21 protein-coding genes are annotated in these 25,519 nt (G+C 39.2%); 7 read left to right on the top strand and 14 right to left on the bottom strand.

Going from position 1 to position 25,519, the window contains the following annotated elements:
* Positions 1-18 precede the first annotated feature (18 nt).
* Positions 19-762 (top strand): peptidylprolyl isomerase, encoded by a 744-nt coding sequence (locus RU93_RS01160; protein WP_071873779.1) that lies wholly within the window; start codon positions 19-21, stop codon positions 760-762.
* A 125-nt stretch (positions 763-887) separates the two neighbouring features.
* Here the strand turns inward: RU93_RS01160 and fabZ are convergent, their stop codons facing one another.
* Positions 888-1,337, bottom strand: a complete 450-nt coding sequence (gene fabZ, locus RU93_RS01155; RefSeq protein ID WP_071873778.1) for a 3-hydroxyacyl-ACP dehydratase FabZ — start codon at positions 1,335-1,337, stop codon at positions 888-890.
* A gap of 190 nt (positions 1,338-1,527) precedes the next feature.
* Between fabZ and fabI the strand changes: the two genes are divergently transcribed.
* Positions 1,528-2,283, top strand: a complete 756-nt coding sequence (fabI, locus tag RU93_RS01150; protein WP_071873777.1) for an enoyl-ACP reductase FabI — start codon at positions 1,528-1,530, stop codon at positions 2,281-2,283.
* A 219-nt stretch (positions 2,284-2,502) separates the two neighbouring features.
* Positions 2,503-3,402, top strand: coding sequence for a mechanosensitive ion channel family protein (locus tag RU93_RS01145; RefSeq protein WP_071873776.1), 900 nt, complete (start codon positions 2,503-2,505; stop codon positions 3,400-3,402).
* 59 nt (positions 3,403-3,461) lie between these two features.
* Here RU93_RS01145 and cbpB read toward each other — a convergent pair whose 3' ends face one another.
* From cbpB to racE, 4 genes are read right to left on the bottom strand one after another with little or no spacing between them, the layout of a single operon-like run.
* Complete coding sequence (gene cbpB, locus RU93_RS01140) at positions 3,462-3,941, bottom strand: cyclic-di-AMP-binding protein CbpB (RefSeq protein WP_071873874.1); 480 nt, start codon at positions 3,939-3,941, stop codon at positions 3,462-3,464.
* A 25-nt stretch (positions 3,942-3,966) separates the two neighbouring features.
* Positions 3,967-4,482 (bottom strand): metallophosphoesterase, encoded by a 516-nt coding sequence (locus RU93_RS01135; protein WP_071873775.1) that lies wholly within the window; start codon positions 4,480-4,482, stop codon positions 3,967-3,969.
* Position 4,483: 1 nt separating this feature from the next.
* On the bottom strand, positions 4,484-5,830 hold the full coding sequence (gene rph / locus RU93_RS01130) for a ribonuclease PH (protein WP_071873774.1): 1,347 nt from the start codon (positions 5,828-5,830) through the stop codon (positions 4,484-4,486).
* Positions 5,831-6,643, bottom strand: coding sequence for a glutamate racemase (gene racE, locus RU93_RS01125; RefSeq protein ID WP_071873773.1), 813 nt, complete (start codon positions 6,641-6,643; stop codon positions 5,831-5,833).
* A 206-nt stretch (positions 6,644-6,849) separates the two neighbouring features.
* On the opposite strand from racE, the gene trpS reads away from it, so the two are divergent.
* Positions 6,850-7,857 (top strand): tryptophan--tRNA ligase, encoded by a 1,008-nt coding sequence (gene trpS / locus RU93_RS01120; protein ID WP_143139402.1) that lies wholly within the window; start codon positions 6,850-6,852, stop codon positions 7,855-7,857.
* 303 nt (positions 7,858-8,160) lie between these two features.
* On the opposite strand, the gene pheT is transcribed toward trpS, so the two are convergent.
* From pheT to RU93_RS01090, 6 genes are all read right to left on the bottom strand, one after another.
* Positions 8,161-10,578: a phenylalanine--tRNA ligase subunit beta gene (gene pheT, locus RU93_RS01115; protein ID WP_071873771.1), complete on the bottom strand. Its 2,418-nt coding sequence runs from the start codon at positions 10,576-10,578 to the stop codon at positions 8,161-8,163.
* 6 nt (positions 10,579-10,584) lie between these two features.
* A complete protein-coding gene (pheS, locus tag RU93_RS01110; protein WP_071873770.1) occupies positions 10,585-11,628 on the bottom strand; it encodes a phenylalanine--tRNA ligase subunit alpha in 1,044 nt (347 codons plus the stop codon).
* Between the two features lie 337 nt (positions 11,629-11,965).
* Entirely contained in the window at positions 11,966-15,673 is a 3,708-nt protein-coding gene (gene addA, locus RU93_RS01105) for a helicase-exonuclease AddAB subunit AddA (RefSeq protein ID WP_071873769.1), read from the bottom strand.
* Positions 15,666-19,244 (bottom strand): PD-(D/E)XK nuclease family protein, encoded by a 3,579-nt coding sequence (locus RU93_RS01100; protein WP_071873768.1) that lies wholly within the window; start codon positions 19,242-19,244, stop codon positions 15,666-15,668. Before RU93_RS01100 ends, addA begins: the two co-directional genes overlap by 8 nt.
* A 21-nt stretch (positions 19,245-19,265) precedes the next feature.
* Positions 19,266-19,781 (bottom strand): signal peptidase I, encoded by a 516-nt coding sequence (gene lepB / locus RU93_RS01095; protein ID WP_071873767.1) that lies wholly within the window; start codon positions 19,779-19,781, stop codon positions 19,266-19,268.
* Between the two features lie 166 nt (positions 19,782-19,947).
* On the bottom strand, positions 19,948-20,427 hold the full coding sequence (locus RU93_RS01090) for a hypothetical protein (RefSeq protein WP_071873766.1): 480 nt from the start codon (positions 20,425-20,427) through the stop codon (positions 19,948-19,950).
* Positions 20,428-20,731: 304 nt separating this feature from the next.
* Between RU93_RS01090 and RU93_RS01085 the strand changes: the two genes are divergently transcribed.
* The 3 genes from RU93_RS01085 (at position 20,732) to RU93_RS12020 (ending at position 21,983) form a co-directional block, all read left to right on the top strand.
* Positions 20,732-21,250, top strand: coding sequence for an HdeD family acid-resistance protein (locus RU93_RS01085; RefSeq protein WP_071873765.1), 519 nt, complete (start codon positions 20,732-20,734; stop codon positions 21,248-21,250).
* A gap of 89 nt (positions 21,251-21,339) precedes the next feature.
* Positions 21,340-21,786, top strand: coding sequence for a hypothetical protein (locus tag RU93_RS01080; RefSeq protein ID WP_071873764.1), 447 nt, complete (start codon positions 21,340-21,342; stop codon positions 21,784-21,786).
* A 26-nt stretch (positions 21,787-21,812) separates the two neighbouring features.
* The gene (locus tag RU93_RS12020) at positions 21,813-21,983 is read left to right on the top strand and encodes an SPJ_0845 family protein (RefSeq protein WP_169818072.1); all 171 of its coding nucleotides are present in this window, start codon (positions 21,813-21,815) and stop codon (positions 21,981-21,983) included.
* Positions 21,984-22,021: 38 nt separating this feature from the next.
* Here the strand turns inward: RU93_RS12020 and yihA are convergent, their stop codons facing one another.
* The 3 genes from yihA to tig all read right to left on the bottom strand — a co-directional run bounded on the left by yihA (position 22,022) and on the right by tig (position 25,442).
* Complete coding sequence (gene yihA, locus RU93_RS01075) at positions 22,022-22,612, bottom strand: ribosome biogenesis GTP-binding protein YihA/YsxC (RefSeq protein ID WP_071873763.1); 591 nt, start codon at positions 22,610-22,612, stop codon at positions 22,022-22,024.
* Between the two features lie 69 nt (positions 22,613-22,681).
* On the bottom strand, positions 22,682-23,920 hold the full coding sequence (gene clpX, locus RU93_RS01070) for an ATP-dependent Clp protease ATP-binding subunit ClpX (RefSeq protein ID WP_071873762.1): 1,239 nt from the start codon (positions 23,918-23,920) through the stop codon (positions 22,682-22,684).
* A gap of 238 nt (positions 23,921-24,158) precedes the next feature.
* Positions 24,159-25,442: a trigger factor gene (gene tig / locus RU93_RS01065; protein ID WP_071873761.1), complete on the bottom strand. Its 1,284-nt coding sequence runs from the start codon at positions 25,440-25,442 to the stop codon at positions 24,159-24,161.
* Positions 25,443-25,519 lie beyond the last annotated feature (77 nt).

Here is a 25,519-nt window from a genome sequence, read left to right as displayed (position 1 = left end):
GAAAGGAACGAAATAAATATGACCTACAAACGATTAATTTTACTTTCAACAACAATTCTTACAACGCTTTCCCTTGCAGCATGCACTACTAATAATTCGGATTCTACGTCCTCTAGCGAAACTTCAACAAGTGAATCAACTAGAGAAGATTTAAGTCAATTGGAACTTCCACAACTAGACACTGAAATCAAAGAAAATGAAAGTGTCGTTGAATTAACAACAACTGCTGGTGTGATTACGGTAAAACTATTCCCAGAAATCGCTCCAAAAGCTGTGGAAAATTTTGTCACTCATGCAAAAGATGGTTACTACGATGGTACGCCGTTTCATCGCGTCATTGAAGGTTTTATGATTCAAGGCGGTGATCCTGAAGGTACTGGTATGGGCGGTGAAAGTATCTGGGGTGAAGGTTTTGAAGTAGAAATTTCCAACCAACTGTATCATATCAGAGGAGCGTTATCGATGGCACGCGCCCAAGCACTAGATAGTCAAGGTAGTCAATTCTTCATCGTACAAGGGACTGAAGATCAATCAGACGGCATGGCTATTCAATTCACTCCTGAAAGAATTATCGAAGCCTACAAAAATGGTGGCGCTAAATCGTTAGATGGCAACTATACCGTCTTTGGACAAGTAATTGAAGGCATGGATGTGGTCGATAAAATTGCGCAAGCAGAAGTAACAAGTAACGGCAGCGAAGTTTCAACCCCTGTTGATCCTGTAACAATTGAAAGCACCAAAGTCTTACAAGAAGCAAAATAAGATCGCTCAATCGTCTACATAGACTCGCAATCACCAAAATAAAAATTAGCTATCGTTGTTCTAATGAAAAAAAGCTACAAGTGTTGATATATCAGCACTTGTAGCTTTTTTATTTATCCATTTTTTTACTTCGCTTGTTTTTGTTCCCCGACGATGAATGTAAACTCACACTCCGCTACGACTTTACCCTCGACTGTAGCGATGGCATCGGCTGTTCCTACCGAACCCTTGACTTTGATAATTTCAAAGGATAATTTCATTGTATCTCCTGGGACTACTTTTTGACGGAACTTTGCCCGGTTAATGGCTCCGATGTAGGCAGTCCGACCTAAAAATTCTTCTGATTTTAAAATCAAAATTGATCCAGCTTGAGCGAGTGTTTCTAAAATTAGCGCACCTGGCATCACTGGGTTTCCTGGAAAATGGCCTTGGAAGAAATCTTCATTAATCGTCACATTTTTAGTTGCTATAATTTTTTTTCCTGATTCAATCTCGTCTACATAGTCGATATAAATAATAGGAAAGCGATTGGGAATGAGATCCATTACTTGCGTTTCCGTTAAAAATTTTTTCATGCTGTTCCCTCTTTTCAAAAATTTTAAAAATATATTACTTTGATAATCAAAGTATCATATTTTAATGGATTTGGCAACTTTAGATTAAAAAAAGTAAATTTAGTTTGACAATCAAACAATTTTATCTAATAATAAGAAATCATGATACTAATTTGTGAAATTATTTATTCATTTTATGAGGAGTGGAAATATGAGTTTCTTATCTGGAAAAAAAATTGTCGTAATGGGTGTTGCCAATAAAAGAAGTATTGCCTGGGGATGTGCGCAAGCTTTGCGTGACCAAGGAGCAGAAGTGATTTATACTTACCAAAGTGAGCGAATGAAAAAATCATTAGAACGCTTACTTGAAGGCAATGAATTTTTAGTGGAATGTGATGTCGCAAGCGATGAAAGTATCGATACTGCTTTTGAGAAAATCAAAGAATATGCTGGTGAAATCCATGGTGTCGTCCATGCGGTTGCTTATGCGAATAAAGAGGATTTACAAGGTGCCGTAACAGAAATTTCACGTGATGGCTATGCCTTAGCCCAAGATATCAGTGCTTATTCCCTAATTGCAGTCACAAAAGCTGCAAAACCAATCCTAGCAGAAAATAGCGGCATTGTGACGCTTACTTACTTAGGAGCAGATCGCGCTGTGCCAAATTATAATATGATGGGTATTGCGAAAGCGGCTTTAGAATCAGCTGTACGTTATTTAGCAGCGGAATTATCTCCACAAAAAATCCGTGTGAACGCAATTTCTGCTGGTGCGATTAAAACACTCGCTGTGACTGGTGTAACCGATTATCAAAAATTGATTCAATTATCCGAAGATCGTACACCCGATCATATTGGGGTAACGATTGAAGAAGTCGGCAATGCGTGTGCCTTTTTAATTAGCCCACTTTCAAGTGGAATCATTGGTGAAGTAATTTTTGTTGATAAAGGGGTACATCTTTCATAATTTTTCCCATCCATTTTGCACTATTATCGGCAAGGGCCCTTTTCTTAAATGGGCCCTTGCCGATTTGCGTACCACCCACCATTGAGCGCGTTTAATTTCTTAAGAATCTTTTTATTCTTTGAAAAAATCAAAGATGAAGACGGATTACTGATAGAAAAGGGTTGTCAGTCCCCTTTCCCTATTGATACAATGATAGAGAAGGAACGAGGAGGATAAGCAATGTTTTATTTATTAACAACAGATAGCTCAGATTCGCCAATTATCGAACCGGCGGCGCAACAACTGAACGCATTACAGAAATGGTGGAGCGAGATTGACTGGGAGGTCGTCATTGGGATTATTATCCAGCGCTCCCTTTCCATTCTTTTCATTACACTTTTATTTTTTGTGTTAAATCGACTCGTGACGTTTGCGATTAAACATATGTTTGGAAAAAATCCCTATCGTTTTTCGATTGTTCGCTTAACCACGCTTCAGACATTAGTTTTAAATGTTAGTCACTATACCTTGGCGTTTTTCTACACCTACTCTCTCTTAGCAATTCTTGGATTACCTATAGGCTCCTTGATTGCAGGTGCTGGGATAGCAGGGATTGCCATTGGACTTGGCGCACAAGGGTTCATGAATGATTTAATTACTGGGTTTTTTATCATTTTTGAGCAACAAATTGATATCGGAGACTACGTATTATTAAAAGATTTGAATCTTGAGGGAACGGTCAATGCGATTGGTCTGAGACTGGTTGAATTACAGTCACTTGATGGGACGATTCACTTTATCCCAAATCGCCATATCACTACTGTCAGTAACTTTTCTCGAGGTGACCGTCGCGTCGTCGTCGATGTGCGGATCAACCCTTCTGAGGACATTGAAGACATCAAACGTTTGATTGATTCCGTCAATCAACAAGTAGCGGAGGAATATTCGTCGTTTATTAAAGTCAATCCATCAATCTTTGGAATGGTCGATTTAGGCAATAGTAATTACGCGATACGAACAACGCTCTATGTCGAAAATGGGAAGCAAGCACAGATTCAACAAGATTTATTAACCAAATCAATATCCATTTTAACTGATGCCGGTTATTCGATTCCAAACACACCGATCACGTTGAAATAACGCAAGAAAACAAGCCATCATCCGGAATCATTCTCCGTGTGGTGGCTTGTTTTCTTGTCCTATTTTTTTAGTACCGTTTTTGGTTCAATCACAAAACGACGATCTAATTCATGAACTAAGTGGTTCACTGATTTTAATATTTCTTTTCGGGTCATAATGCCTTCAAACACATTGTCTTCATTGACAACAGGTAGAAATGAGGCGTCGACTAAAAGGTGTAAAATATCTTCTAATTCTTCTGTCTGCTTCACTTTTGGAACGTTGACTTCCATCACATCTGCAACTGTCAGTCCTTCTAGTAATTGATATTCAAATCCTGTTAGTCCCATCATCTTATTCACAATATTGGCTAAACTAATCAGACCGACTAAGCGATCTTCTGAGTCTAATACCGGAATTTTCGCATAGCCGACTTTCGATAAGACTAATAACGCATGCTCTAACGGATGATTATAGAGCACTGTTGCGACGTTTTCTGCCGGAACAATAAAATTCTCTTGGTTTTCTTTCAATAATTCTTCAGTATATTTGCCTATCAATTGATTCACTCCGATTCGATCTTCTTTATGGTTTGGGGAAAGTAAAGGCTAAATCTGAAATTACCGTAAAATCCTTCCGATAATATTGAACATGAAAGGCCTCTGTTGTACTTTCGATGATACAATAACTCTTTTCTTGAATACTTCCTCTTGGTTGTTCAATACTACCTGGATTCAAGAACAACGTTGGACCGACTTGTTCACAAGCGATTTGGTGGGTATGACCGAACAAAACTAAATCCGCTTGTTCTTCTGCCGCTTTAAAACTTAATGTCTGGAGCCCAAAGCGCACATCATAAAGATGTCCATGTGTGACAAAAATCCGGTCTAGGGGTGTTTCAATCGTTAACGTTTTCGGATACCCACTATCATAGTCACAATTACCCGTGACCTTTTCCACGCCTTCCCATAAGGAATCTTGTGCAGACAATTCTGAATCGCCACAATGGATCATCACGTCGACTGATTGACGATAGTGATTAAATAACGTTTCTAGTACTTCACGATTCCCATGATTATCACTCACTACCAAATATTTCATTCTATTCGTTCCCTTCTAGCCACTGTTGCCACTCATTTTTTAATTTTTTAAGCGCCTTTGCACGATGACTGATGGTATTTTTTTCTTCACTCGAAAGTTCTGCTGCCGTTTTTTCCATCCCTTCGACAACAAATAATGGATCATAACCAAATCCGCCGTCACCACGAGGAATACGACCAATGCGACCATTCCACTGATCTTCTACCACAAGACTTTGCTTTTTAGGAGCCGCAAAGACAAGCGTACAATGGAACTGTGCACCACGTTTTTCGTCAGGAACGTCCGTTAGCTCATACAGTAATTTGGCATTATTAGAAGCGTCATTTTTTTCTTCTCCGGCAAAGCGAGCAGAATAAATACCTGGTAATCCTCCCAAAGCATCCACAGTAAGACCGGAATCATCCGCTAAGACAGGACATTGTAAAATATTGGCAATCGTTTCTGCTTTTAGTCGAGCGTTTTCTTCAAAGGTCTTCCCCGTTTCCTTTACATCAGGTAAATCAGGATAGTCTCTTAACGTTTTGACACGATAGCCGGCTTGAGCAAACATTGCTTCAAACTCTTTTACTTTTCCAAGATTGCCCGTTGCAATCATAATGATTTTGTCTTCATCGATTAATTCTGCTTTTTGTGTGTAAAGTGCTTCTTTTTGTTTCGCAATTAACGCTTGAATCGCGTCTTTTCCAAGCAACAACATTTGATTGAGTTCTTCACCATCAAACGTGGCTTCTTCGCCCGTCCCTTGGATTTCCACAAAACGACCACCTTCTGTCATGACTAAATTCATGTCGACTTTCGCTTGGTGGTCTTCTTCATAATCGAGATCGACTACGCACGTCTGATCGGCTAAAATCCCCACACTAATCGCTGCTAAGTGTTCTTTAATGGGGTCTTGCGCCAGTTCATTGCTTTGGAGTAATTTATCAACCGCCAAACGTAGTGCTACGAAAGCGCCTGTGATACTGGCTGTTCGAGTCCCACCATCTGCTTGTAACACATCACAATCGACAATAATACTTTTTTCACCGAGTAATTCTAAATCGACAACAGAACGCAAAGCACGCCCAATCAATCGTTGAATTTCCATGGTTCGACCGCTGAGTTTCCCTTTACTAGATTCGCGGCGATTACGCGTATTGGTAGCACGAGGCAACATGCTATATTCAGCCGTGACCCATCCAGTCCCTGTTCCTCTTAAAAATGGCGGTACGGATTCTTCGACTGTTGCGGAACAGACCACTTCAGTATCCCCGAAAGAAATGACTACTGAGCCTTCCGGTTGTTTATATACATGCGTATGAATTGCTATTTCTCTTAACTGTTGATTATTTCTACCATCATGTCTCATTTATTCGTCTCCTAATTGAATGTGTTTAGATGCAATGGTTGGGCCTTGCAGCCACTCATTGGCAATCTCATCAAATAATTTGGTTGAACCTGTCGTATAACAAGTTAATTCCCCCGTTTTTGTTGCGTAAAGATTCCCTAATTTGAAATAATCAAGAAGCATGCTGACTTCAGTAATTGTTTCGGCACCAGAATCAATCAATTTGACTTGTCTGCCCATCACATTTTGAATAATTGGACGTAGCAACGGGTAATGCGTACATCCTAAAATTAACGTATCAATTTTTTTGTTTTGCAAGGGTACCAATGTTTCAGCTACCACTTTTTTCGCGATTGGGGATTGATATTGATTGCTTTCAACTAATGGCACAAATTTTGGGCAAGCTAAACTGATGACGTGTGCATTTAAATCTCGACTACGAATCGCTTGTTCATACGATTGGCTTTTGATTGTGCCGAGCGTACCAATGACTCCAATACGCTGGTTTTTCGAAGCTTTGACTGCCCCACGTGTTCCCGGTAAAATCACACCGACAACCGGAATATCCAGTTGTTGGCTAATCTCTTCTAATGCAACAGCCGTCGCCGTATTGCAGGCGATCACTAGCATTTTGATTCCTTTTTTCACTAAAAACCGCGTCATTTGCCACGTATATTCAATGACTTGTTCTGCTGGACGTGCCCCATAAGGACAGCGGGCCGTATCACCTAGGTAAATCATATTTTCGTTGGGGAGTTGCTTCATTGCTTCTTTAATAACGGTTAAACCACCCACACCTGAATCGATAAAACCGATTGGTTCCGTATTCTCCATAAAAAAACTTCCTTTATATTCTTCACTCTATCTTCGTTATTGTCTCCTTTTTTGTCGTATTTTTCAAGTAGTAAGTCTGATTCTTTAGTGAGAATTTAGTTTTGTCATTTCGAACTGAAAATAAAGAAAATCCTGGATAGCAATTGTTTATTCTTGAAAAAAAAGGTAAGATGATAGATAGAATAAAAAAAGAAAAGGTGAACTCTTTGAATACAATCTTAACCGGGGACCGTCCGACTGGACAATTGCATTTCGGGCACTACGTTGGTTCTTTAAAAAAACGTGTCGAAATGCAAGCAGATCCTAATAACGAATTATTTGTCATGGTTGCAGACTTACAAGCCCTAACCGACAATGCAAAAAATCCAGAAAAAGTCGCTGCCAATGTGTTACAAGTGGCTTTAGACTATTTAGCAGTGGGGTTAGATCCCGCTAAATCAACGCTTTTCATTCAATCGCAAATTCCACAATTATCGGAACTCACGATGTATTATCTCAATTTAGTCAGTGTTGCTCGTGTTCGACGCAACCCCACAGTCAAAACCGAAATCGAACAAAAGAATTTTGGAGAAGGTGTTCCTGCTGGCTTCTTCATCTATCCAGTTTCTCAAGCAGCCGATATTACCGCCTTTAAAGCGAACCTTGTTCCAGTTGGCGAAGATCAAAAACCGATGCTTGAACAAGCACAAGAAATTGTGCATAGCTTTAACACGACTTATCAAACAGATCTTTTGGTCACACCAAAAGCCGTCATTCCCCCAAAAGGCTTCGGTCGTTTACCGGGAATTGATGGAAATGGAAAAATGAGTAAATCACTCGGGAACGGGATTTACTTAGCAGATTCTGCGGATATTTTACAAAAGAAAGTCATGAGTATGTACACCGATCCGAATCACATCCGAATTGATGATCCAGGACAAGTGGAAGGCAATATGGTTTTCACTTATCTCGATGTTTTTGGGACCGATAAAGCGCATATCGACGAATTAAAAGCACACTACCGTCGTGGCGGTTTAGGTGATGTCAAAATCAAACGCTATCTAATCGATGTTTTAGAAGCAGAATTTGCTCCTATCAGAGCGCGCCGTGAAGAATTCGCGAAAGACCCAGGCGCTGTGATGGAAATGTTACACCAAGGAAGTCTGAAAGCAGAAAAAGTAGCCGCTGAGACCCTTGCTGAAGTGAAACGCGCAATGGGTATTCAGTATTTTTAATGATCGTCTTAACATAAAAAGCAATAATCATCTTTTTTAGCTGATTGTTGCTTTTTTTCCTTACACAATCGAAAATACGTCAGCGAGTCTATCATTCCTGATTAAAACGTTCTTTCTATCTACAAAATGTTATGGATGAACGCTTCGGCAAAGATTTTCAGTTGAAGCTAGCTGAATGTTTTAGAAGGAAATGATGGTGCTTAAAGAAGGTTAAAAACAAGAGAGTCAAATGATGTTACCGATAGCTTGAATCACTAAAAAACAGGAATGAGTACGTGCTTGTACTCATTCCTGTTTTGATTGTTAACGAATCACGGCACTTAATTCATCCGTTAAACGTTTTGTAACTTTATCCATTGCAAGATTAATTTCTTCATCGGTCAATGTCGCTTCAGGGTTAGCAAACGTTAAACTATAGGCCAAAGATTTATGCCCTTTTTCGATGTTTTCCCCTTGATAGACGTCAAAGATTGTCACATCTGTTAGATATTTCCCTGCAACAGCTTGAATGACTTGAACAATCGCTTGGTTCGTTACGGTTTCTTCCACTAATAAAGCAATGTCACGAGAGACACTTGGGAATTTACTTACTGGTTGATAAACGAAGGTTTTTTCATAAGCAATAATCGCCTCTACGTTTATTTCAGCCACATACGTTTCCGGAATGTCATAAGCTTTGGCTGTCGTTGGATGTACTTGACCAATGAAACCAATATATTGTTCCCCTAAATAAATCGTTGCGGTTCTTCCCGGATGCATTTCTTTAATATCCGTACTCGCTTGATACGTAATGTGATCGACAAGCGACAAACTTTCGAATAAGTGATCAAGCGCACCTTTTAAGTGGAAGTAGTTCACTTTTTCAGCTTTTCCTTGCCAATCTTTTTGGACCCATTCACCTGAAAGTGCGAGTGCCAGATGATTTTCCTCCACAGGTAATTCATTTTTCACTTCGCTTGCTTGGTGGAAGACATTGCCAATTTCATAAAACGCCAGTTGTTGATTTTTACGAGCGACATTATAAGCGACATCATCGAGTAACCCACTAATTAAATTCATGCGTAAGACACTGCGCTCTTCCGTCATCGGCCAATCTAAACGTGTCGGATGGCTTGGAGTGAATAAAAATTCACTTGCCTTTTGCTCTGTAGTTAGCGCGTAACTAATCGCTTCGCTGAGTCCAATTCCTTCAAGGACACTCCGGATTTTACGAGTCATCCGTTGATTTTTCGTTAACGATCCGGCAATTGTTTCACCACTTGGTAATGTTGAAGGTAAATTGTTATAGCCATAAATCCGAGCGACTTCTTCAATCAAGTCTGCTTCGATTTGAATATCCCAACGTCTTGGTGGCACAGTCACACTATAGGTTCCTTCACTGACTGTTGCGGTGAAACCTAATGCTTCAAAAATCTCACTCACGATTTCCTCCGTCAAGGTAGTTCCTAAATAGCCATTGATTCGCTCTAACGTAATTGTGACAGTGACTGCTTGGGCCGTCACTTCTGAGCCAACGACTGCCCCTGTAAGAACTTCTCCTCCTGCAAGAGAGGCAATCATCGCTGCGGCAACATCACACGCTTGGGCAATGGTTGCTTGGTTAATGCCTTTTTCAAAGCGCGCAGAAGATTCGCTTCGTAAATTAAATTGTTTCGACGTACGGCGAACGGATAATGCGTCAAATAAAGCGGCTTCTAGCGCAATCGTCGTCGTTTCTTCCGTCACTTCCGAGTCTAATCCTCCCATAACACCCGCTAACGCGACTGGGACTTGCCCATTCGTTATCACGGTATTTTCAGGTGTTAATTGTCTTTTTTCGCCATCTAATGTGACAAATTCTTCCGCTGCTTTTGCCCGTCGAACGACAATTTCTTGACTACCTAGGCGGTCATAATCAAACGCATGCAACGGTTGGCCAAATAAGATTAACACGTAATTTGTCACGTCTACGACATTATTAATCGGACGAATGCCAGCATTCATCAAACGATTTTGTAACCACTGGGGACTTGGCGCAATCTTAACGTTTTCGATAATACGAATTTGATAAGCTGGCGCATCTTGGTTGTCTTCAACGGTGACTTGAATCTTATCTTTTGCTAGGCGAGGTACTTCCACGAGTGCTTCATCATGAAACTTCGGCTCTTGACGATAAATCGCGCCAACTTCATAAGCCACCCCACGCATGCTTAAAGCGTCTGCTCGGTTTGGCGTAATCGATAGCTCAATGATTGCATCGTCCATATCTAAGTAAGAAAAGACTTCCTCACCCGGAACAGCGTCAGCTGGTAAATATTGAATGCCTTCAGAATACTCTTTTGGAATTACGGAATCGCTATAGCCAATTTCTGCTAATGAACAAATCATACCGTTTGAAACTTCTCCACGGATTTTACCCTTTTTAATTTTGGTATTGCCGACAATTCGAGCGCCTGGCAATGCCACGATTACTTTAATGCCTGCTTTGACATTTGGTGCGCCACACACAATTTGCGAAAGTTCTTCTTCCCCAATATTGACTTGGCAAATATGTAAATGATCAGAGTCAGGATGGTCGACACATTCAATAACTTCCCCTACGATGATTTTCTTTAAGTTTTCAGCTGGCGTTTCGATGCCTTCTACTTCAATTCCCGTAATGGACATCATATCACCGAGTTCTTTTGGTGAAACGCTTGATAAATCTAAATATTCATTTAACCATTTATATGAAACTAACATATGTTCTTATTCCCCCTTAAACTGATGAATGAAACGGATATCATTTTGGTAGAAGTTACGGATGTCATTCACACCATAGCGTAACATGGCAATTCGGTCAGGTCCTAACCCAAAAGCAAACCCTGAATACACACTCGAATCAATACCAGACATTTCTAAGACATTCGGATGTACCATACCCGCGCCGAGTATCTCAATCCATCCAGTTTGCTTACACACATTACACCCTTCTCCGCCACATTTAAAGCAACTCACGTCAACTTCAACAGAGGGCTCTGTAAATGGGAAATAACTTGGGCGTAAGCGGATTTCACGATCTGCACCAAACATCTCTTGCATTAAGACTTCAAGGGTTCCTTTTAAGTCTCCCATTGTAATGTGCTTATCAATGACTAACCCTTCAATTTGGTGGAATTGGTGACTATGGGTTGCATCATCCGTATCACGTCGGAAAACTTTCCCTGGTGAAACCATTCGTAAAGGTCCCTTTGAAAAGTCATGTTGTTCCATCGTCCGTGCTTGAACAGGTGAGGTATGCGTCCGTAACAACACTTCTTCTGTAATGTAAAAAGTATCTTGCATATCACGGGCTGGATGGTCTTTTGGTAAATTCATTCGTTCAAAGTTATAATGATCCCGCTCAACTTCGTATCCTTCAATGACTTGATACCCCATCCCCACAAAGATGTCTTCGATTTCTTCCATAATTTGCGTTAGCACATGACGTGTTCCGATTGGCATTTGTTTGCCAGATAGCGTAACATCTAAACGTTCTTTCGCTAATGCAGCGTCTAACGCACTGGCTTCTAACGCTGATTTTCTCGCTTCAAGGCTTTCTGATAATAAATCACGTATTTCATTGGCAAAACTTCCAACTTTTGGTCGCTCTTCAGCCGATAAGTCTTTCATCCCGCGTAATACTTCTGTAATCGGACCCTTTTTCCCTAAAGTTTCAACTCGAATTTGATTTAACACCGCTAAATCTGTTACTTCTTCAATTTTTGCTAATGTTTGGTCTTTTAACGCTTCTAATTTTTCTTGTAAAGACATGGAAACCCTCCTTAATAAATCATCATAGAAAAGAAAACGACTAAAAAAGAATAAAAAAAACACGAGAAACGTCCTCCTTTATCCAAAGGAACGAATTCTCGTGTTACCATCCTAATTCACAGCTTAAAAAAACTATGCACTTTATTTCTTAACGATTATACTAGATAACCGGCTTATCCCTAAGCAAGCTCCGGAAGTGAACTTCATTTTTCGAATACTTACACTGCTTTCAGTCTATGACAGTGCTCCCTTATTAGTATCAACCAAATTACTCTTTTCCATCGAGGCTTTTTTTTCTATTGAATTACTGCTAGTGTACTAGACTTAATCCCAGAAATCAATAGGGAAGTTCATCAACAAACATGGGAAAAATGGTATTCGTACTTAAAGCAACGAGAAACGTTCGAGTGACAGGCTTGCCTAATGCTTCTTCTAGTGCCTTTTTATATAATCGTAATTGGCCCTGATAATTCGCTTGAAACGCCGCACTATTCCCGTTTATCTTATCCGTTTTAAAATCATATAAGACAATTTCATCTGCATATTCAATGTACCCATCGATCATCCCATGGACTAGTAACTCCGCACCAGGCTCGTCAAAATCTAAATAGACTTCTCGGGCATCTTTAATCATCGAAAAAGGTTGTTCCCGTTTCACTTTCTCCGGATTCGCTAAGATTTCTTTTCCTAAGTCCGTTTCAAAAAACCATAGAATGTCCGTCAATGGAATGTTTTTGGCTAACGCCAATGGTAATTGATGACTCGCGACGAGTTCTTGCAATTTCTGCTTTAAATCAGCTAACGTTGGTTTATTCGTCAAAGGAAGTAATTGCAGTAAAGTATGGGTTGCACTCCCCACGGCTGCGCCATCGATTGCCTGTTCTTGAATAAAGCGAGGCTTTGTCAAACGTTCACTTACGTAACGGTAGTGCTGTCGCTGACTTTGTTCGAATGTACTTTCCCAAGCTAGTTTTGCAATCTCATTTTCATCTGGATCATTATACAGGCGCTTCATTTCCGAAACACTTTGGTAACTGGTCGTCATTGTTGATTTTTTTAACGGATAATCAAATTCCAATAATTGGAAGACCGGTGCTAAATCGACTTCTTGCTCTGCTTTTGTTTCATTACCAGTAGAGGCATCGACTTGAAGAGCTTCGGTTAGTTGCTTAATCCGTGCTTCATCCCACCAATCAATTGAAAAAATGGCTTCATGATGGCGCGGTTTGATCGGATTGACCTCATCGTCAAAGAAAGTTTGCATGAGTGGGTGACGCATGAGTGTCATCCCAATCCAATTCATCAAATTCCCACCAGGAGTAAAACGAATCGGTTGCGCCAATAACCAGGCTTCTTCATTCAAGGACACAGACCATTTCTTATAAGCATCTGCCTGGTCTTTATATGAGCCCACAAGATACAGTTTTTGTTCCGCCCGCGTCAACGCAACGTAAAGTTTGCGCATTTCTTCAGACAAGGCTTTTTCAAGACGCAATTGGCGGATGACCTGATATGGTAGCGTATCGTAGCGCACCCGTTCCTCATCAATATATTGAATCCCTGCGCCTAGCGATTCTTCTAATACAAAGCGTTTGCTTAAATCTTGATTATTAAAACCTTTGTTTAAATCGAGTAGGAAAACAACTGGAAATTCGAGGCCTTTACTCCCGTGAATCGTCATTAATTTCACACAGTCCTCCACCGAATTCACAAAAGGTTGCGCTAAATCTTTTTCTTTTTCTTGAATTTTTTCAATAAAGCGAATGAATTGATACAAACCGCGGAAACTGCTTGATTCATATGCTTCCGCCCGATTCACTAAGGCAATTAGATTCGCATGACGTTGGCCACCAGAAGGCAAGCCAATCACATAATCAAGATAAGCAGTCTCCTCATAGATTTGCCAAAGAAGGGTCGCAATCGATTGTCGACGGGCCATTTCCCGCCAGTCTTCCAGTTGTTTAGCAAACGTTTGTAATCGTTTCGCTAACGGTGTATCTTGCGTTAAAGCCACTAAAAAAGCTTCATAATAGCTACTGTTTTTATTCGCTAGACGAATAGTCGCTAGCTCTTTTTCATTTAATCCCACAATTGGCGAACGTAAAACAGCTGCTAGGGGAATATCTTGATACGGATTATCAATCAGCTGTAAAAGAGCAATGATGATTTGAATTTCAGTCGCTTGAAAGTAATTCTGGGCATCGTTAATCTCGAGTGGAATCGCAAATGTTTGAAAAATATCTAAAATGGTCAAATGATTTTTTCTTGTAGGGGCTAATAACACAATATCACGATACGTAATCGGGCGATCTTGTTTTAATTTCTTATCGTAAATCAAAAATTCCGAATCAATTAATTCTCTGATTTTTAAAGCAACAATATGCAGTTCGCCTTCTGTTTTATCGTCTAATCCCCATTCACCCGAAAGTTCATCGGGATCTTCTATCACTTCGGATCCTTTTTCATAAAGCAATAATTCCGGTGCGAATGATTCGCTTTTTGGAAAATGCGGAAATCCTGGAATAAGTTGTGCAGCTTGATCATACGGGATTTGTCCGAGTTCTTCATCCATTAGTTGTTGAAAAATATAGTTGGTAAAGTGTAACACTTCTGGTCGAGAGCGGAAGTTTTCGGCTAAAATAATGCGGCGCCCATTTTCTTCTTTTTCATACGCTAAGTATTTTTCAATAAATAAAGTCGGATCGGCTAAACGAAAGGCATAAATGGATTGTTTGACGTCCCCTACCATAAATTGATTGCCATGATGATCATCCGCTTGGCGCACCCAAGATAAAATCGCCTCTTGCAAGCGATTGACATCTTGATATTCATCGACTAAGACTTCCTTAAATTGTTGACGATAATAACTGGAGGCTTCGCTACCTTCTCCTGATTCTCCTTGTAAGATTTGCAGCGCATAGTGCTCAAGATCATTAAACTCTAAAACGGCTTTATCTTTTTTCCGTTGTTGTAATTTGTCCATAAAGGCGAGTGTCACTTGCGCCAATTCTTCAACTAAGGGACGCGCTGCCGCCATTAATTCAAGCATTTTTTCTGGTGGGATTGAAAACAGTTCTTTTAAATGATCCAGCCGTGCTTTCACTGCGTCGCGTTGAATTTTAATCGGCTGAGCGACTTCTTTTTCTTCTGCTTTGCGATATCCCGGAAATCTAGCATACGAGAGCGCTGCTAGTAGCTGATAAAACATATCTAACTGATCACTTTCAAGTGCTTGTAATAAGGCAAGTACTTGCTGTTGATCATCTTCAAGCACTGCCACTAATTTATCAAACCCCTGTTGTTGACTAAGCGTCGCTAAACTGACTTGTAATTGCTGCTTGGCATTTTGCAATTGGTGAACAAAAACCGGTTTTAAGTACTCAATATACAAGGGATTTTGACTTAAATCATCGCTTGCTTGATATAAATTGGCTAAATTGGTTAACCAGGCTTTGGGATTCGGACTCGCTTGGGCAAAGCGATGCAAATTCATCACAACATCGGTTAAGCCTTCATCTGAGCGGTCATTTGAAAAATTTTCGGTTAAACGATAAAAAATATCCGATTTTGCTTCATATTTTTCATCACGTAAGGCTTCCCAGACTTCTTCATTCATTAAGAGGCGCTCGGTTTCATCAGACATGAGTCGAAAGACCGGATCGATTCCTAACAAATAATAATAACGGCGAATGACCGCTAAACAAAACGAATGCAACGTCGAGATATGCGCCATTGGTAATAAGGTTAACTGGCGAACGTAGTGATTACGACGCTCAGAATCACTTTCTTGATTGACGGCCGCTTGTAACGCTACTTGAATTCTTTCTTTCATTTCTTGCGCTGCCGCATCGGTAAACGTCACAATTAATAACTCATCAATATTAGTGCCACTTTTTAATTTTTCAATCACCCGCCGAACCAAGACCGTTGTTTTACCCGAACCTGCCGAAGCAGATACTAACAAATGATCGCCTTCGTCAAAAATCGCTTGCCACTGGGTATCAGTGAACGTCTCATTTTGTGGTTTTAAAGGAATCTTACTCATCTTCTTCTCCTCCAATCCGTTTCATAATTTCTTGTTTTTCAAGTTTTTCAATTCGATGATACTGATTTTCTTTTAGCATCACATCAAAATGACAAACACTGCGAAACGGACATAATTCACACGCTCGTTTTTTATCTATAACCTTATAATATGGATTGAGCTTCACTTCTCCTGATAAAATCTGTTGGCCTCCATGCACCAAATTCTTCTCATTGTGTTTACGAAGCCAATCAATTTCTTCTTCTGTATAAAAACGGGCATCATTTTTTTTCGATTTCGTAATGACCTCCTCTTTATTTTTTCTCAAAGGAAACAATACCGAATGCTTCGACGGTTCAATCGATTGATCATAAAGCTCAAATGCCGTTTGATCATCGACAAAAAGACCATTGTATTTAAAGGCTTTTAAGCGCTCTTCTTCCTGCGTTTCTTTTGGATCAATCAAAGGATTATGCACATGGAAATAATACGCTCCAGCGGCTTTAATCTGTTGTTCGCCAATTCCTAAGAGTTGTGTCGCATCTCTTAATGCCACATCGAGATAAGTAATCAATTGCATCGCTAAACCAAAGTAGGCTTCTGTGAGATCAAACTGGCGACTACTTGATTTGTAGTCTATCACTGACAGCCAGAGCGCATCGTTTGCTTCCGCCGTATCAATGCGGTCTATTTTTCCACGAACGTACAAGGTGCTTTGTTCATTTAACGAAAGCTCTAATCCTGGAATGCCGACATTTTTGCCAATTTGACCAAACAAGACTTCCGTTTTTTGTGGGTGCAATGCCGTTTTATCACTTTGCTTATGTAGCGCCCACGTCACACGTTCAATCGTTTTAGCTAATTGATAGCGAATAAATTGCATTCGCGGCGAAGCGTCTAGCACATGGTATTGCTGCAAGCCAAAGACTTCTTTTAAGACGCGGTCGACAAAGTCATTTTTTTGATTTTCGGTCAAAGAAGTCAACTGTTGCCCTTCTTGCAAGACTAAATGTAAAAAGCGATCTAAGACATCATGAAAAAACTCACCGGTTACTAACGCGTTTAAGCCGTAAATTTCGCGTTCTTTCAGACGCAAACCATAATTCGCAAAATACTTGTATTCACATTCATAAAATGTTTCCATCCGAGAAACAGACGTATAGAGGTCTTGCCCATATAAGTCTTGTGCCATGACAGCTGTCAACGGCTGAGGAATATTTTTCTTCACTTGACTGGCTAATACTTTTTTTGCAAGCGGTCCATATGAAGATTGTAATAAGGCTTCTTGTAAGACGCGCCACGGTTTCGGTAACATCGTTTTTTCTTCTTGGACTTGACGATGAATACTATTTAGTTGGCGCACTAGGCCACGATACGAACCAATATGATGCGTGAAAGGACTCGCTAAGGTTAACGTGTCGCGTCTTTGTTCAGGCACGTGACACCACTGAATCAGCCGTCTCACATAAGGCGAAGCTTGGATATTTTGTTTCTCATCTTGATTTTTAGCGTACGTCAAATATACTTTTTGGCTCGCTGATAAGAAGACGCTATAGGCCACAAAAGGTTCATTACGAATCGTGGTTTCATGATGATCGCGAATGAATTGTTCTGGTGGTAAATAAGAATTTAGATACGTCCGTTCATCACTTGACAACAAGGTCTTATTTTCCACTTTGCGCGGGAAGCTTCCTTCGTCAAGCCCAATTGCAAACGTAATTTTACTTTGAAGCGGTCTTGCTAAATCAAGCGGATTAATCTGAATTTGATCAATCGCCGTGGGAATTTTCCCGAATTCTAAATTGGCTAAGCCAGCTGTTAACATATCTTCAAACAAACTGAGTTCAAAGGTTTCTTCTCCGTAAATCTCAACAAACTGATCCAATAACGTCATGAGGGCATCCCACGTTTGTTCGTGATTACGCGCAGCTTCTAAATTCCCACGTTCAACTTCTTGGTTACGCCAAAAAATTAATTGTTGCTCGATTCCGTTATCTACTAGAAATTCATAAAAAAGAGTCACACCTTGCGTCATGGTTTGAGCGTTATTTAAGCGCGTCGCAAACGAAACGATATCCCGACGAAAAGCTCGTCGGACTTGGTTGGTTTCTTCCGTTAATCTTTTGGTATCTTCTAGTTGCTCCGCTTCAAAATCATAGGCGATGAGCTGCCAATCTTGCTCTTTGATCCAGGCATTTCCTTGGAATTGATGAGCTAACGCCACATTTTCGGTTAAATCAAGTTGGCGACGAAACGCATTGCGTCCTTGCTGCCAGTTTTTTTCAGATAGTTGCCAATCGCTCGGAATATAGAGTTCACTACGTAAAAAACGGAAAATATCTTTCAAGCGATAATGATATTTTGGTAGCGCAAATAACCCTTGAACCAATTCGACTAATGGATGCTGATCCATTTTTTTATTTTCATCTAAGTAATAAGGAAGAGCCATTTCTTTAAAAATCGTTGGAATCAACGGATAATACACTTGTGGATTCAACGTTAGTAATTGGATATCACGATAAGCCAAAGGTGTTGGGGTGTGTTTTGAATTTACTACTAAACGCTTAATCTCAACGGCGATTTGTCTTAATTCTTCACTCGGTGTTTGGGCTTGCCAGATTTCAACAAAATCATCGATTCTTTCATTAAGCAGCTCATGCTGTTGCTGGCTTTTTTGCCAATACGACGCTAACGCATGATATCCTGGAGCAACTTCTGTTAAGATTTGGGCTTTTTTATCAAAGTAGACAGGGATTTTTCGTTGCTGCGCAGATGTCTTCAAAAGCTGATACGTTTCTTTTCCCTCATAAAAAAGGTCTAATGGATCCGTCTGATCATTGGGTCGATCCATTAACAAATCAATACAAACATTCGATTTCTCCATTAATACTTGAACGAGTGATTGCTCTTGCGCTGAAAAACTAGAAAAGCCACTAATAATAAATAACGTATTCGTTAACGAACTCTCACCCGTTGAGGAATCGTTATCCAATTCCTGTAAATACTGCGTTAGAAGAGATAATGGTTGGGAAACTTCTAATTCACGCTTCATTAATTCTTGTTCGTAGACCGAAAAAATCAGCTGTAATTCGCGCAACTTCATCTGAACGTCGTTTTCTCGTGGCGCTTTCGTCATCCCCGTTTCTGATGAAGTGAATAAGAAATCCTCTAACTGCACATTCCCAATTTGAAATTCTTGGTATAACTCAAGCAATTGCGCCACAAAACCACCTTGCTCAATTTCTCTGCGATACAGCAGGAGATCTTCTTTTACTTGCGAAAGTACTTTACGCATCAGCAGCAACGCACCTGCTTCGTTGACTTGTTCTTTTCCTAATTTCCCGGTCCTTTGTAGAAAATACCAAGCCAAACGATGAAAACTATAGACTTGGCTATGAATGGTACTAAAATGAACTTGGTTCCGTTTGTTTTTTAAACCACTTAATAGTTCCATTTCTCTTTCAAACTTATTATAGTTTGGCACTAGAAAAAAAACTTCGTGACCTGAAGTTTCTAGCCATGTTGATGCTTGCTCTAAAACGGCCTCGTGGTGATTGGTTTCTCCGCCACCAATGATAAATTGTAAGGTCAAATTGAGCCCTCCTTTTCTTTTTTACGGAAAGCGATTGATTTTATTCGGTGGCCAAAACCGGAATTTGACCTCCCCAATCACTTCTTCTTGTATGACAACACCAAATATGCGACTATCGCGCGAAATTTTCCGATTGTCTCCTAATACAAAATACGCATCATAAGGAATTCTTGTCTCGAATATATCGTCGGTTAAAACCGTGTTTTTAGCTAACGTCGTTTTTAAATCTGCTAAAAAAGGTTCTTCTATTTTCTTCCCATCGACATAAAGAATGTCATTCTCATAACGAATCGTTTCCCCCGGCAAGCCAATAACACGCTTAATTAAGGGTTTATTGGTTTCTTCTTCTCTAAAAACAATAATATCAAATCGGTCTAACTGTCGCCTTTTTAAGACGAATAACCGTTGATTCTCCATTAAATTCGGCACCATCGAATCACCCTTGACGACTACTGGAACAATATAGCGCAGGAAACCGATGAATAACAATAAACACAGAATCACTGGACTCCATTTTATCAACTTTTTACGAAACATCAGGTCTCCCCTTTCTTTTTAGATCCTTATAGTCTAACACAGCTTGGATCATGGTCTTTCGATGAATAAAAAAAGAAAATCCCTGAATCAAATGGAAAGTGACACCCAAAAGATAGATTGTCCGTCTATTTTCGAGGTCGCTACAAATGTGCATTCAGGGTCTTTTTTACGATTGGTTTAAGATAATATCAATAGTTGTCCCTTTTTTCAAACGCTTCGTTAAAAAAGGCAATAGTTCTTCCAATGATTGGTTAAAACGAAAGAGCGGTAAACGCAATCCTTTACGAAAGAAATTAATTTTAATTTCTTTACTTTGAAGATTATGAAGAATGACAACACGGTCAATCTCCTCGTATTGAACCCCCTTATTATCTAGCGAATGAAGGACAATCCGATTTTTAGCCAAGCCGCGATTATTATAAATATAACTTAAAACGACGAGCGCAGAAATCGCACCACGAAAGAGTTCTGCGAATGAACTGGCACTAAGATACATTGAAAAAACAAGCAATGCCGCAAAAATAGGAAAAAAAATACTATTCATTGATTTCCGCTTCGTCACGAAAACCAATTCTTTATGAAGTAAAGTTAAATAAATATATAAGATAAGCGTAAATACACTTAAGAGCAACGTTAAAAAATCCATCGCGATTCATTCCTTTCTAAGCAACTGCCTTCTTGTAGCCCTAGCCAAGTGAAACCGTCCTTCATTCAATCGTTTTTGAACGGATAAAAAAACATGACTGACAAGACTTTCTATCTTCTATTCTATCGTTAAATGAGAAAGATGTAAATGTTTAACCTAGCTAGTCATCTCCACTAATCTTCAAAGATTATCTCTTTTATAAGATATGTAAAATTCAAATTAAAATACGGATAAATCGTACATAACAAGGACATAATTTGTTACAATATAGAAAAAGACAGACAAACAGAATGGGGTCTTCAAAATGCAAAGACGATGGCAAATATTTCAACGTTATCCATTATTACGAGCAACACTTTACTTATTAACAGGGCTACTGGCCTTATTGTATCCGCAGCAATTAACACAATGGTTGATTTATCTGATTGCTATTTACGTCGCATTTTTTGGGATGATCAATATTCTTTCTGGTTTGAGAGAAAAAAGCCGTAGCAATCAATTTGGTTTTGAAATGTACGTAGGACTCTTTTTGGTGGTGATTGCGCTACTCATCTTGGCTTTAGCTAAACCATTATTGACTTTAGCAACCATCTTTTTAGGAATTTTCATTTTAATCAATGGCTTTTTACGTCTATCCCAAGTATTTGAACTTAAAAAAATGAATCAACCTTTCTTATCACTCCTCTTTTATAGCGTGATCCTAATCATTGCGGGCTTCATTTTAATGTTTAATGCGATTACCAGTATCATGACCCTCGTCGGTAGTGTGTTTATTTTTATGGGGCTTTCTGAAATCATTCGATCATTTTCGTTACGTAAATGATACGAAGATAAACGAATAATCTTGAGATAGTATTTTCATGTTTCGTGTAGTATAGTAAGTTTAAGTAAGCGATAAAGAAGGTGAGTACGATGGAAAAAATTTCAAAAGAAACCTGTCATCCAAATGATGTCCCCGTGATATTCATTTATAATCATCAAGATGAAATTATCGGTAAACTATCCATTAATGAATGGAAAGCCCAAAAAAAAGCGGCTCAACTGTTAAATGAGCTTGAAATCAAACTTTACCGCGAAGCGATTAACTATTACACTTCGAATGATTTTGACAAAGCAGAAGATATTTTACTATTTTTAATTTTACAAACGGATTATACTCACTACGAGTATGTAGAACGGCTTGCAAATTTGTATCGTCGCAATCAGCGACACTCGAAAGAAAAAGATATTTTATTAAAAGCGAGAAAAAACATGCTTACATTTGAGGCTACAGAAGGAATTATTCGACGGATTGATAAACGTCTCCTTAGACATGAGACAAGTGATCATACCGCGTCACATTCTTATTTATTGCAATAGGTTCACTAAAAGGAGGACATTATAATATGGGATTAAAATTCCAACGCGAGGATTCACTAGATAAGATGTTCGAAAACTTTGCTTTTTTACCAGAAGAAGAAAAAGAGAATACCACTGAAGAACGAAACAAAGACATTGAGCGCTTTTTAAATCCTCAACCAAAAGAAAACAAACAAAAAACAGAAAATCAAGTCTAGGGCCTTCACCCTTCTTGATTTTCTGTTTTTTTATTTGATTATTCGGCGAATAGTCGTTGCTCAATCGCAGCCCAAGCTTCTTCTTTCCCCATTTTTGTTTCAGAAGAAAACAGGATGAAATCATCGTTATTATCAAAATCAAGTGCTTTTTTAACGATACTTTCGTGTTTATTCCATTTTCCACGGGGAATTTTATCCGCTTTTGTTGCGACCACAATGACAGGAATATCGTAATATTTCAAAAATTGATACATTTGAATATCTTCTTCGCTAGGTTTATGACGTAAATCAACGAGTGAAACGACAGCTCTTAGTTGCTCTCTTGAGGCTAAATACGTTTCAATCATTTTGCCCCATTTTTCTCGTTCTGTTTTGGAAACTTTTGCATACCCATATCCAGGAACATCAACAAAATGTAAGGCATTTTCAATCAAATAAAAGTTTAGCGTTTGCGTCTTTCCAGGTTTTGAAGACGTTCTTGCTAAATTTTTACGATTAATTAATGTGTTGATAAATGATGATTTCCCAACATTTGAGCGGCCTGCTAAGGCGATTTCAGGTAATTGAGTATCAGGATATTGCGCTGGTGAAACAGCACTAATCACAATTTCAGCTGAATGGACGTTCATTTGATTCACTCCTTTTCTCAGACAATTAGCCAGATTGGCAAACACCCAATCTGGCTATCTGTTATCGGTTTATCCGACTTTTTTTTCTTTATAGAAGATTTCTGGTTGCCCTTCTTCTTTAGCTGCTGCTTCGGTAATCACAACTTTTTGCACTTCTTCTTGTGACGGTATTTCAAACATGACGTCCATCATAATATCTTCAATGATAGAACGTAGGCCACGAGCGCCAGTATTTCTTTCAATCGCTTTTGCCGCAATTGCATGCAGTGCTTTTTCTTCAAATTCAAGCGTAGTTTCATCAAGTTCTAGTAATTTTTTGTATTGTTTGACAAGCGCATTTTTCGGTTCGGTTAAAATGCGAACCAAATCATTTTCAGTTAATTTATCTAACGCTGCCATTACTGGTAAGCGACCAATAAATTCAGGGATTAAACCAAATTTTAAAAGGTCTTCCGGAATAATATATTTCATCATACTTTCCTCGTCACCAATTTTTTGGTTATTAGCGCCAAAACCAATCGTTTTTTCACCCATCCGATTTTTCGCGATTGTTTCGATACCATCAAAAGCACCACCAACGATAAATAGAATATTCGTGGTGTCAATTTGAATCATTTCTTGTTGCGGATGTTTCCGTCCCCCTTGAGGCGGTACGGAAGCCACAGTTCCTTCTAAAATTTTCAATAAGGCTTGTTGGACTCCTTCACCAGAGACATCACGTGTAATTGACACGTTCTCACCTTTGCGGGCAATTTTATCAATTTCATCGATATAGATAATGCCTTTTTCAGCACGTTCCACATCATAATCTGCTGCTTGCAATAATTTTAATAAAATGTTCTCAACGTCTTCGCCAACATAGCCAGCCTCTGTTAAGCTTGTCGCATCTGCAATCGCAAACGGCACGTTTAAACTCCGCGCTAATGTTTGAGCTAAGAATGTTTTTCCTGATCCAGTTGGACCAATCAGGCAGATATTACTTTTTTGAAGTTCGACTTCATCTTCTTCCATTTCTGAATTCACGCGTTTATAGTGATTATAAACTGCAACAGATAAAGCGCGTTTTGCGCGATCTTGACCGATTACATATTGATTTAAAATTTCTAACAATTCTTTTGGTTTTGGAACATCCATAAACTCAAAAACTGCTTCTTCATAAAATTCTTCATCAATAATATCTTTGCATAATTCGATACATTCATCACAGATGTAGACACCTGGACCAGCAACGATTTTACGTACTTCTTCTTGTGCTTTTCCACAAAATGAGCAACGTACTGGATCATTTCCTTTTGTATTTTCGTACACGGTGTTCACTCCTTGTTTTTCTTTCTAAAAAATTGTGAAAGAAAAGCTTAATTTAACAATCTTTGCACATTCTATCATAGTTTATTTAAAAGCAAAAGCCTTTGATTCGATTGGCTTAAAGAATTCTAAAGACAACGACGCAATCAATCGTCCCTGTATTCTTCCGTTAGGCCATTATCAATCATAAGAAAAAACTGCCTGAGTACAATCCCTCAGACAGTTTAATGCTTCGTTTAAATTACTCTGCTTCAACAGCTGTAGAAGTGATAATTTCAACGGCTTTTTTCATTGTAATATCATGTTTTAACATGTCTTCTGACAACACACGACGAACTTGCGCTTCTGGCATATTGTAGCTTTCAGCTAATTCTTTGATTTCCGCTTCGATTTCTTCAGCCGTTGCTTCGAAACCTTCTGCTTTAGCAATTGCTTCAATTACTAAGTTTGTTTTTACGCGGTTATCTGCTTCGCCTTCAAATTGTTTATGAAGATCTGCTTCAGTAGAACCTGTTAATTGGTAGTACATTTCAGGAGCGATTCCTTGACGTTGCATGTTGTTTAGGAATTCATCCATTGCACGGTGTACTTCGTCATGAACCATTACGTGTGGTAATTCAACGATTTCTGCATTTTCAACTGCGGCACGAATAGCTGCTTCTTCTACTGCATCTTTCGCTGCTTCTTCTTTGCTGTCTTTAATTTCAGCAAGGAATTTTTCACGTAATGCTGCTAATGTTTCAACAGAATCATCGATATCTTTTGCAAATTCATCATCTAATTCAGGTAATTCTTTTGCTTTTACTTCATGAACGGTTACTTTGAAAGTTGCTTCTTTACCAGCTAAATCTTCTGCTTGGTATTCTTCAGGGAAAGTAACGACTACATCCACGTTTTCGCCTGCTTTTTTACCAATTAATTGATCTTCGAATCCTGGAATAAATGAACCTGAACCTAATTCTAATGAATAGTTCTCGCCTTTTCCACCTTCAAATGCTTCTTCGCCAACGAATCCTTCGTAGTCGATAACAACAGTGTCGCCTTCAACTGCTTCTTCTTCTTTGACAACTAATTCAGCGTGTTGTTTTTGTAAATCAGCTAAACGTGCATCAACATCTGCTTCTGATGCTTCACGATCTTGTTTCGCAACTGTTAAGTTTTTGTATTCGCCTAATTTTACTTCAGGTTTTACAGTAACTTTTGCAGTAATGACCCAATCTTCGCCTTTGTTCATGCTTTTTACATCGATTTCAGGTTGTGATACTGGGTTAATTCCCGCTTCCGCAACTGCTGCATCGTAGTTTGCTGGTAAAACAGCATTTAGAGCATCCTCATACAATGATTCTTCTCCATACATACGATCAAAAACTGTACGGCTAACTTTCCCTTTACGGAAGCCAGGTACGTTTAAGTTTTTCTTTACACGGTTAAAAGCGACCGTTAAGCCTTTTTGAATTTCTTTTTGATCAACAGAAAATGTTAGTACGCCTTCATTAGTGGCTGTTTTTTCCCATTTTGCAGTCATGTGTTTCCCTCCGAATAACTAATAATTTACATATAAAATAACTCTATGCATACCTTTAAATAGTACACTAAGCCGGG

Source organism: Enterococcus aquimarinus (genome assembly GCF_001885765.1).
GTDB lineage: Bacteria > Bacillota > Bacilli > Lactobacillales > Enterococcaceae > Enterococcus_I > Enterococcus_I aquimarinus.
This window is presented reverse-complemented; position numbering and strand designations above follow the sequence as displayed.

Bases quoted from the DNA above. Each gene is read 5' to 3' on its own strand.
- RU93_RS01160 (WP_071873779.1), top strand. From the start codon at position 19: ATGACCTACAAACGATTAATTTTACTTTCAACAACAATTCTTACAACG.
- RU93_RS01090 (WP_071873766.1), bottom strand. From the start codon at position 20,427: ATGGATTTTTTAACGTTGCTCTTAAGTGTATTTACGCTTATCTTATAT.
- RU93_RS01135 (WP_071873775.1), bottom strand. From the start codon at position 4,482: ATGAAATATTTGGTAGTGAGTGATAATCATGGGAATCGTGAAGTACTA.
- tig (WP_071873761.1), bottom strand. From the start codon at position 25,442: ATGACTGCAAAATGGGAAAAAACAGCCACTAATGAAGGCGTACTAACA.
- RU93_RS01085 (WP_071873765.1), top strand. From the start codon at position 20,732: ATGCAAAGACGATGGCAAATATTTCAACGTTATCCATTATTACGAGCA.
- pheS (WP_071873770.1), bottom strand. From the start codon at position 11,628: ATGTCTTTACAAGAAAAATTAGAAGCGTTAAAAGACCAAACATTAGCA.
- racE (WP_071873773.1), bottom strand. From the start codon at position 6,643: ATGGAGAATACGGAACCAATCGGTTTTATCGATTCAGGTGTGGGTGGT.
- fabI (WP_071873777.1), top strand. From the start codon at position 1,528: ATGAGTTTCTTATCTGGAAAAAAAATTGTCGTAATGGGTGTTGCCAAT.
- RU93_RS01145 (WP_071873776.1), top strand. From the start codon at position 2,503: ATGTTTTATTTATTAACAACAGATAGCTCAGATTCGCCAATTATCGAA.
- fabZ (WP_071873778.1), bottom strand. From the start codon at position 1,337: ATGAAAAAATTTTTAACGGAAACGCAAGTAATGGATCTCATTCCCAAT.
- yihA (WP_071873763.1), bottom strand. From the start codon at position 22,612: ATGAACGTCCATTCAGCTGAAATTGTGATTAGTGCTGTTTCACCAGCG.
- rph (WP_071873774.1), bottom strand. From the start codon at position 5,830: ATGAGACATGATGGTAGAAATAATCAACAGTTAAGAGAAATAGCAATT.
- RU93_RS12020 (WP_169818072.1), top strand. From the start codon at position 21,813: ATGGGATTAAAATTCCAACGCGAGGATTCACTAGATAAGATGTTCGAA.
- RU93_RS01080 (WP_071873764.1), top strand. From the start codon at position 21,340: ATGGAAAAAATTTCAAAAGAAACCTGTCATCCAAATGATGTCCCCGTG.
- addA (WP_071873769.1), bottom strand. From the start codon at position 15,673: ATGAGTAAGATTCCTTTAAAACCACAAAATGAGACGTTCACTGATACC.
- lepB (WP_071873767.1), bottom strand. From the start codon at position 19,781: ATGTTTCGTAAAAAGTTGATAAAATGGAGTCCAGTGATTCTGTGTTTA.
- pheT (WP_071873771.1), bottom strand. From the start codon at position 10,578: ATGTTAGTTTCATATAAATGGTTAAATGAATATTTAGATTTATCAAGC.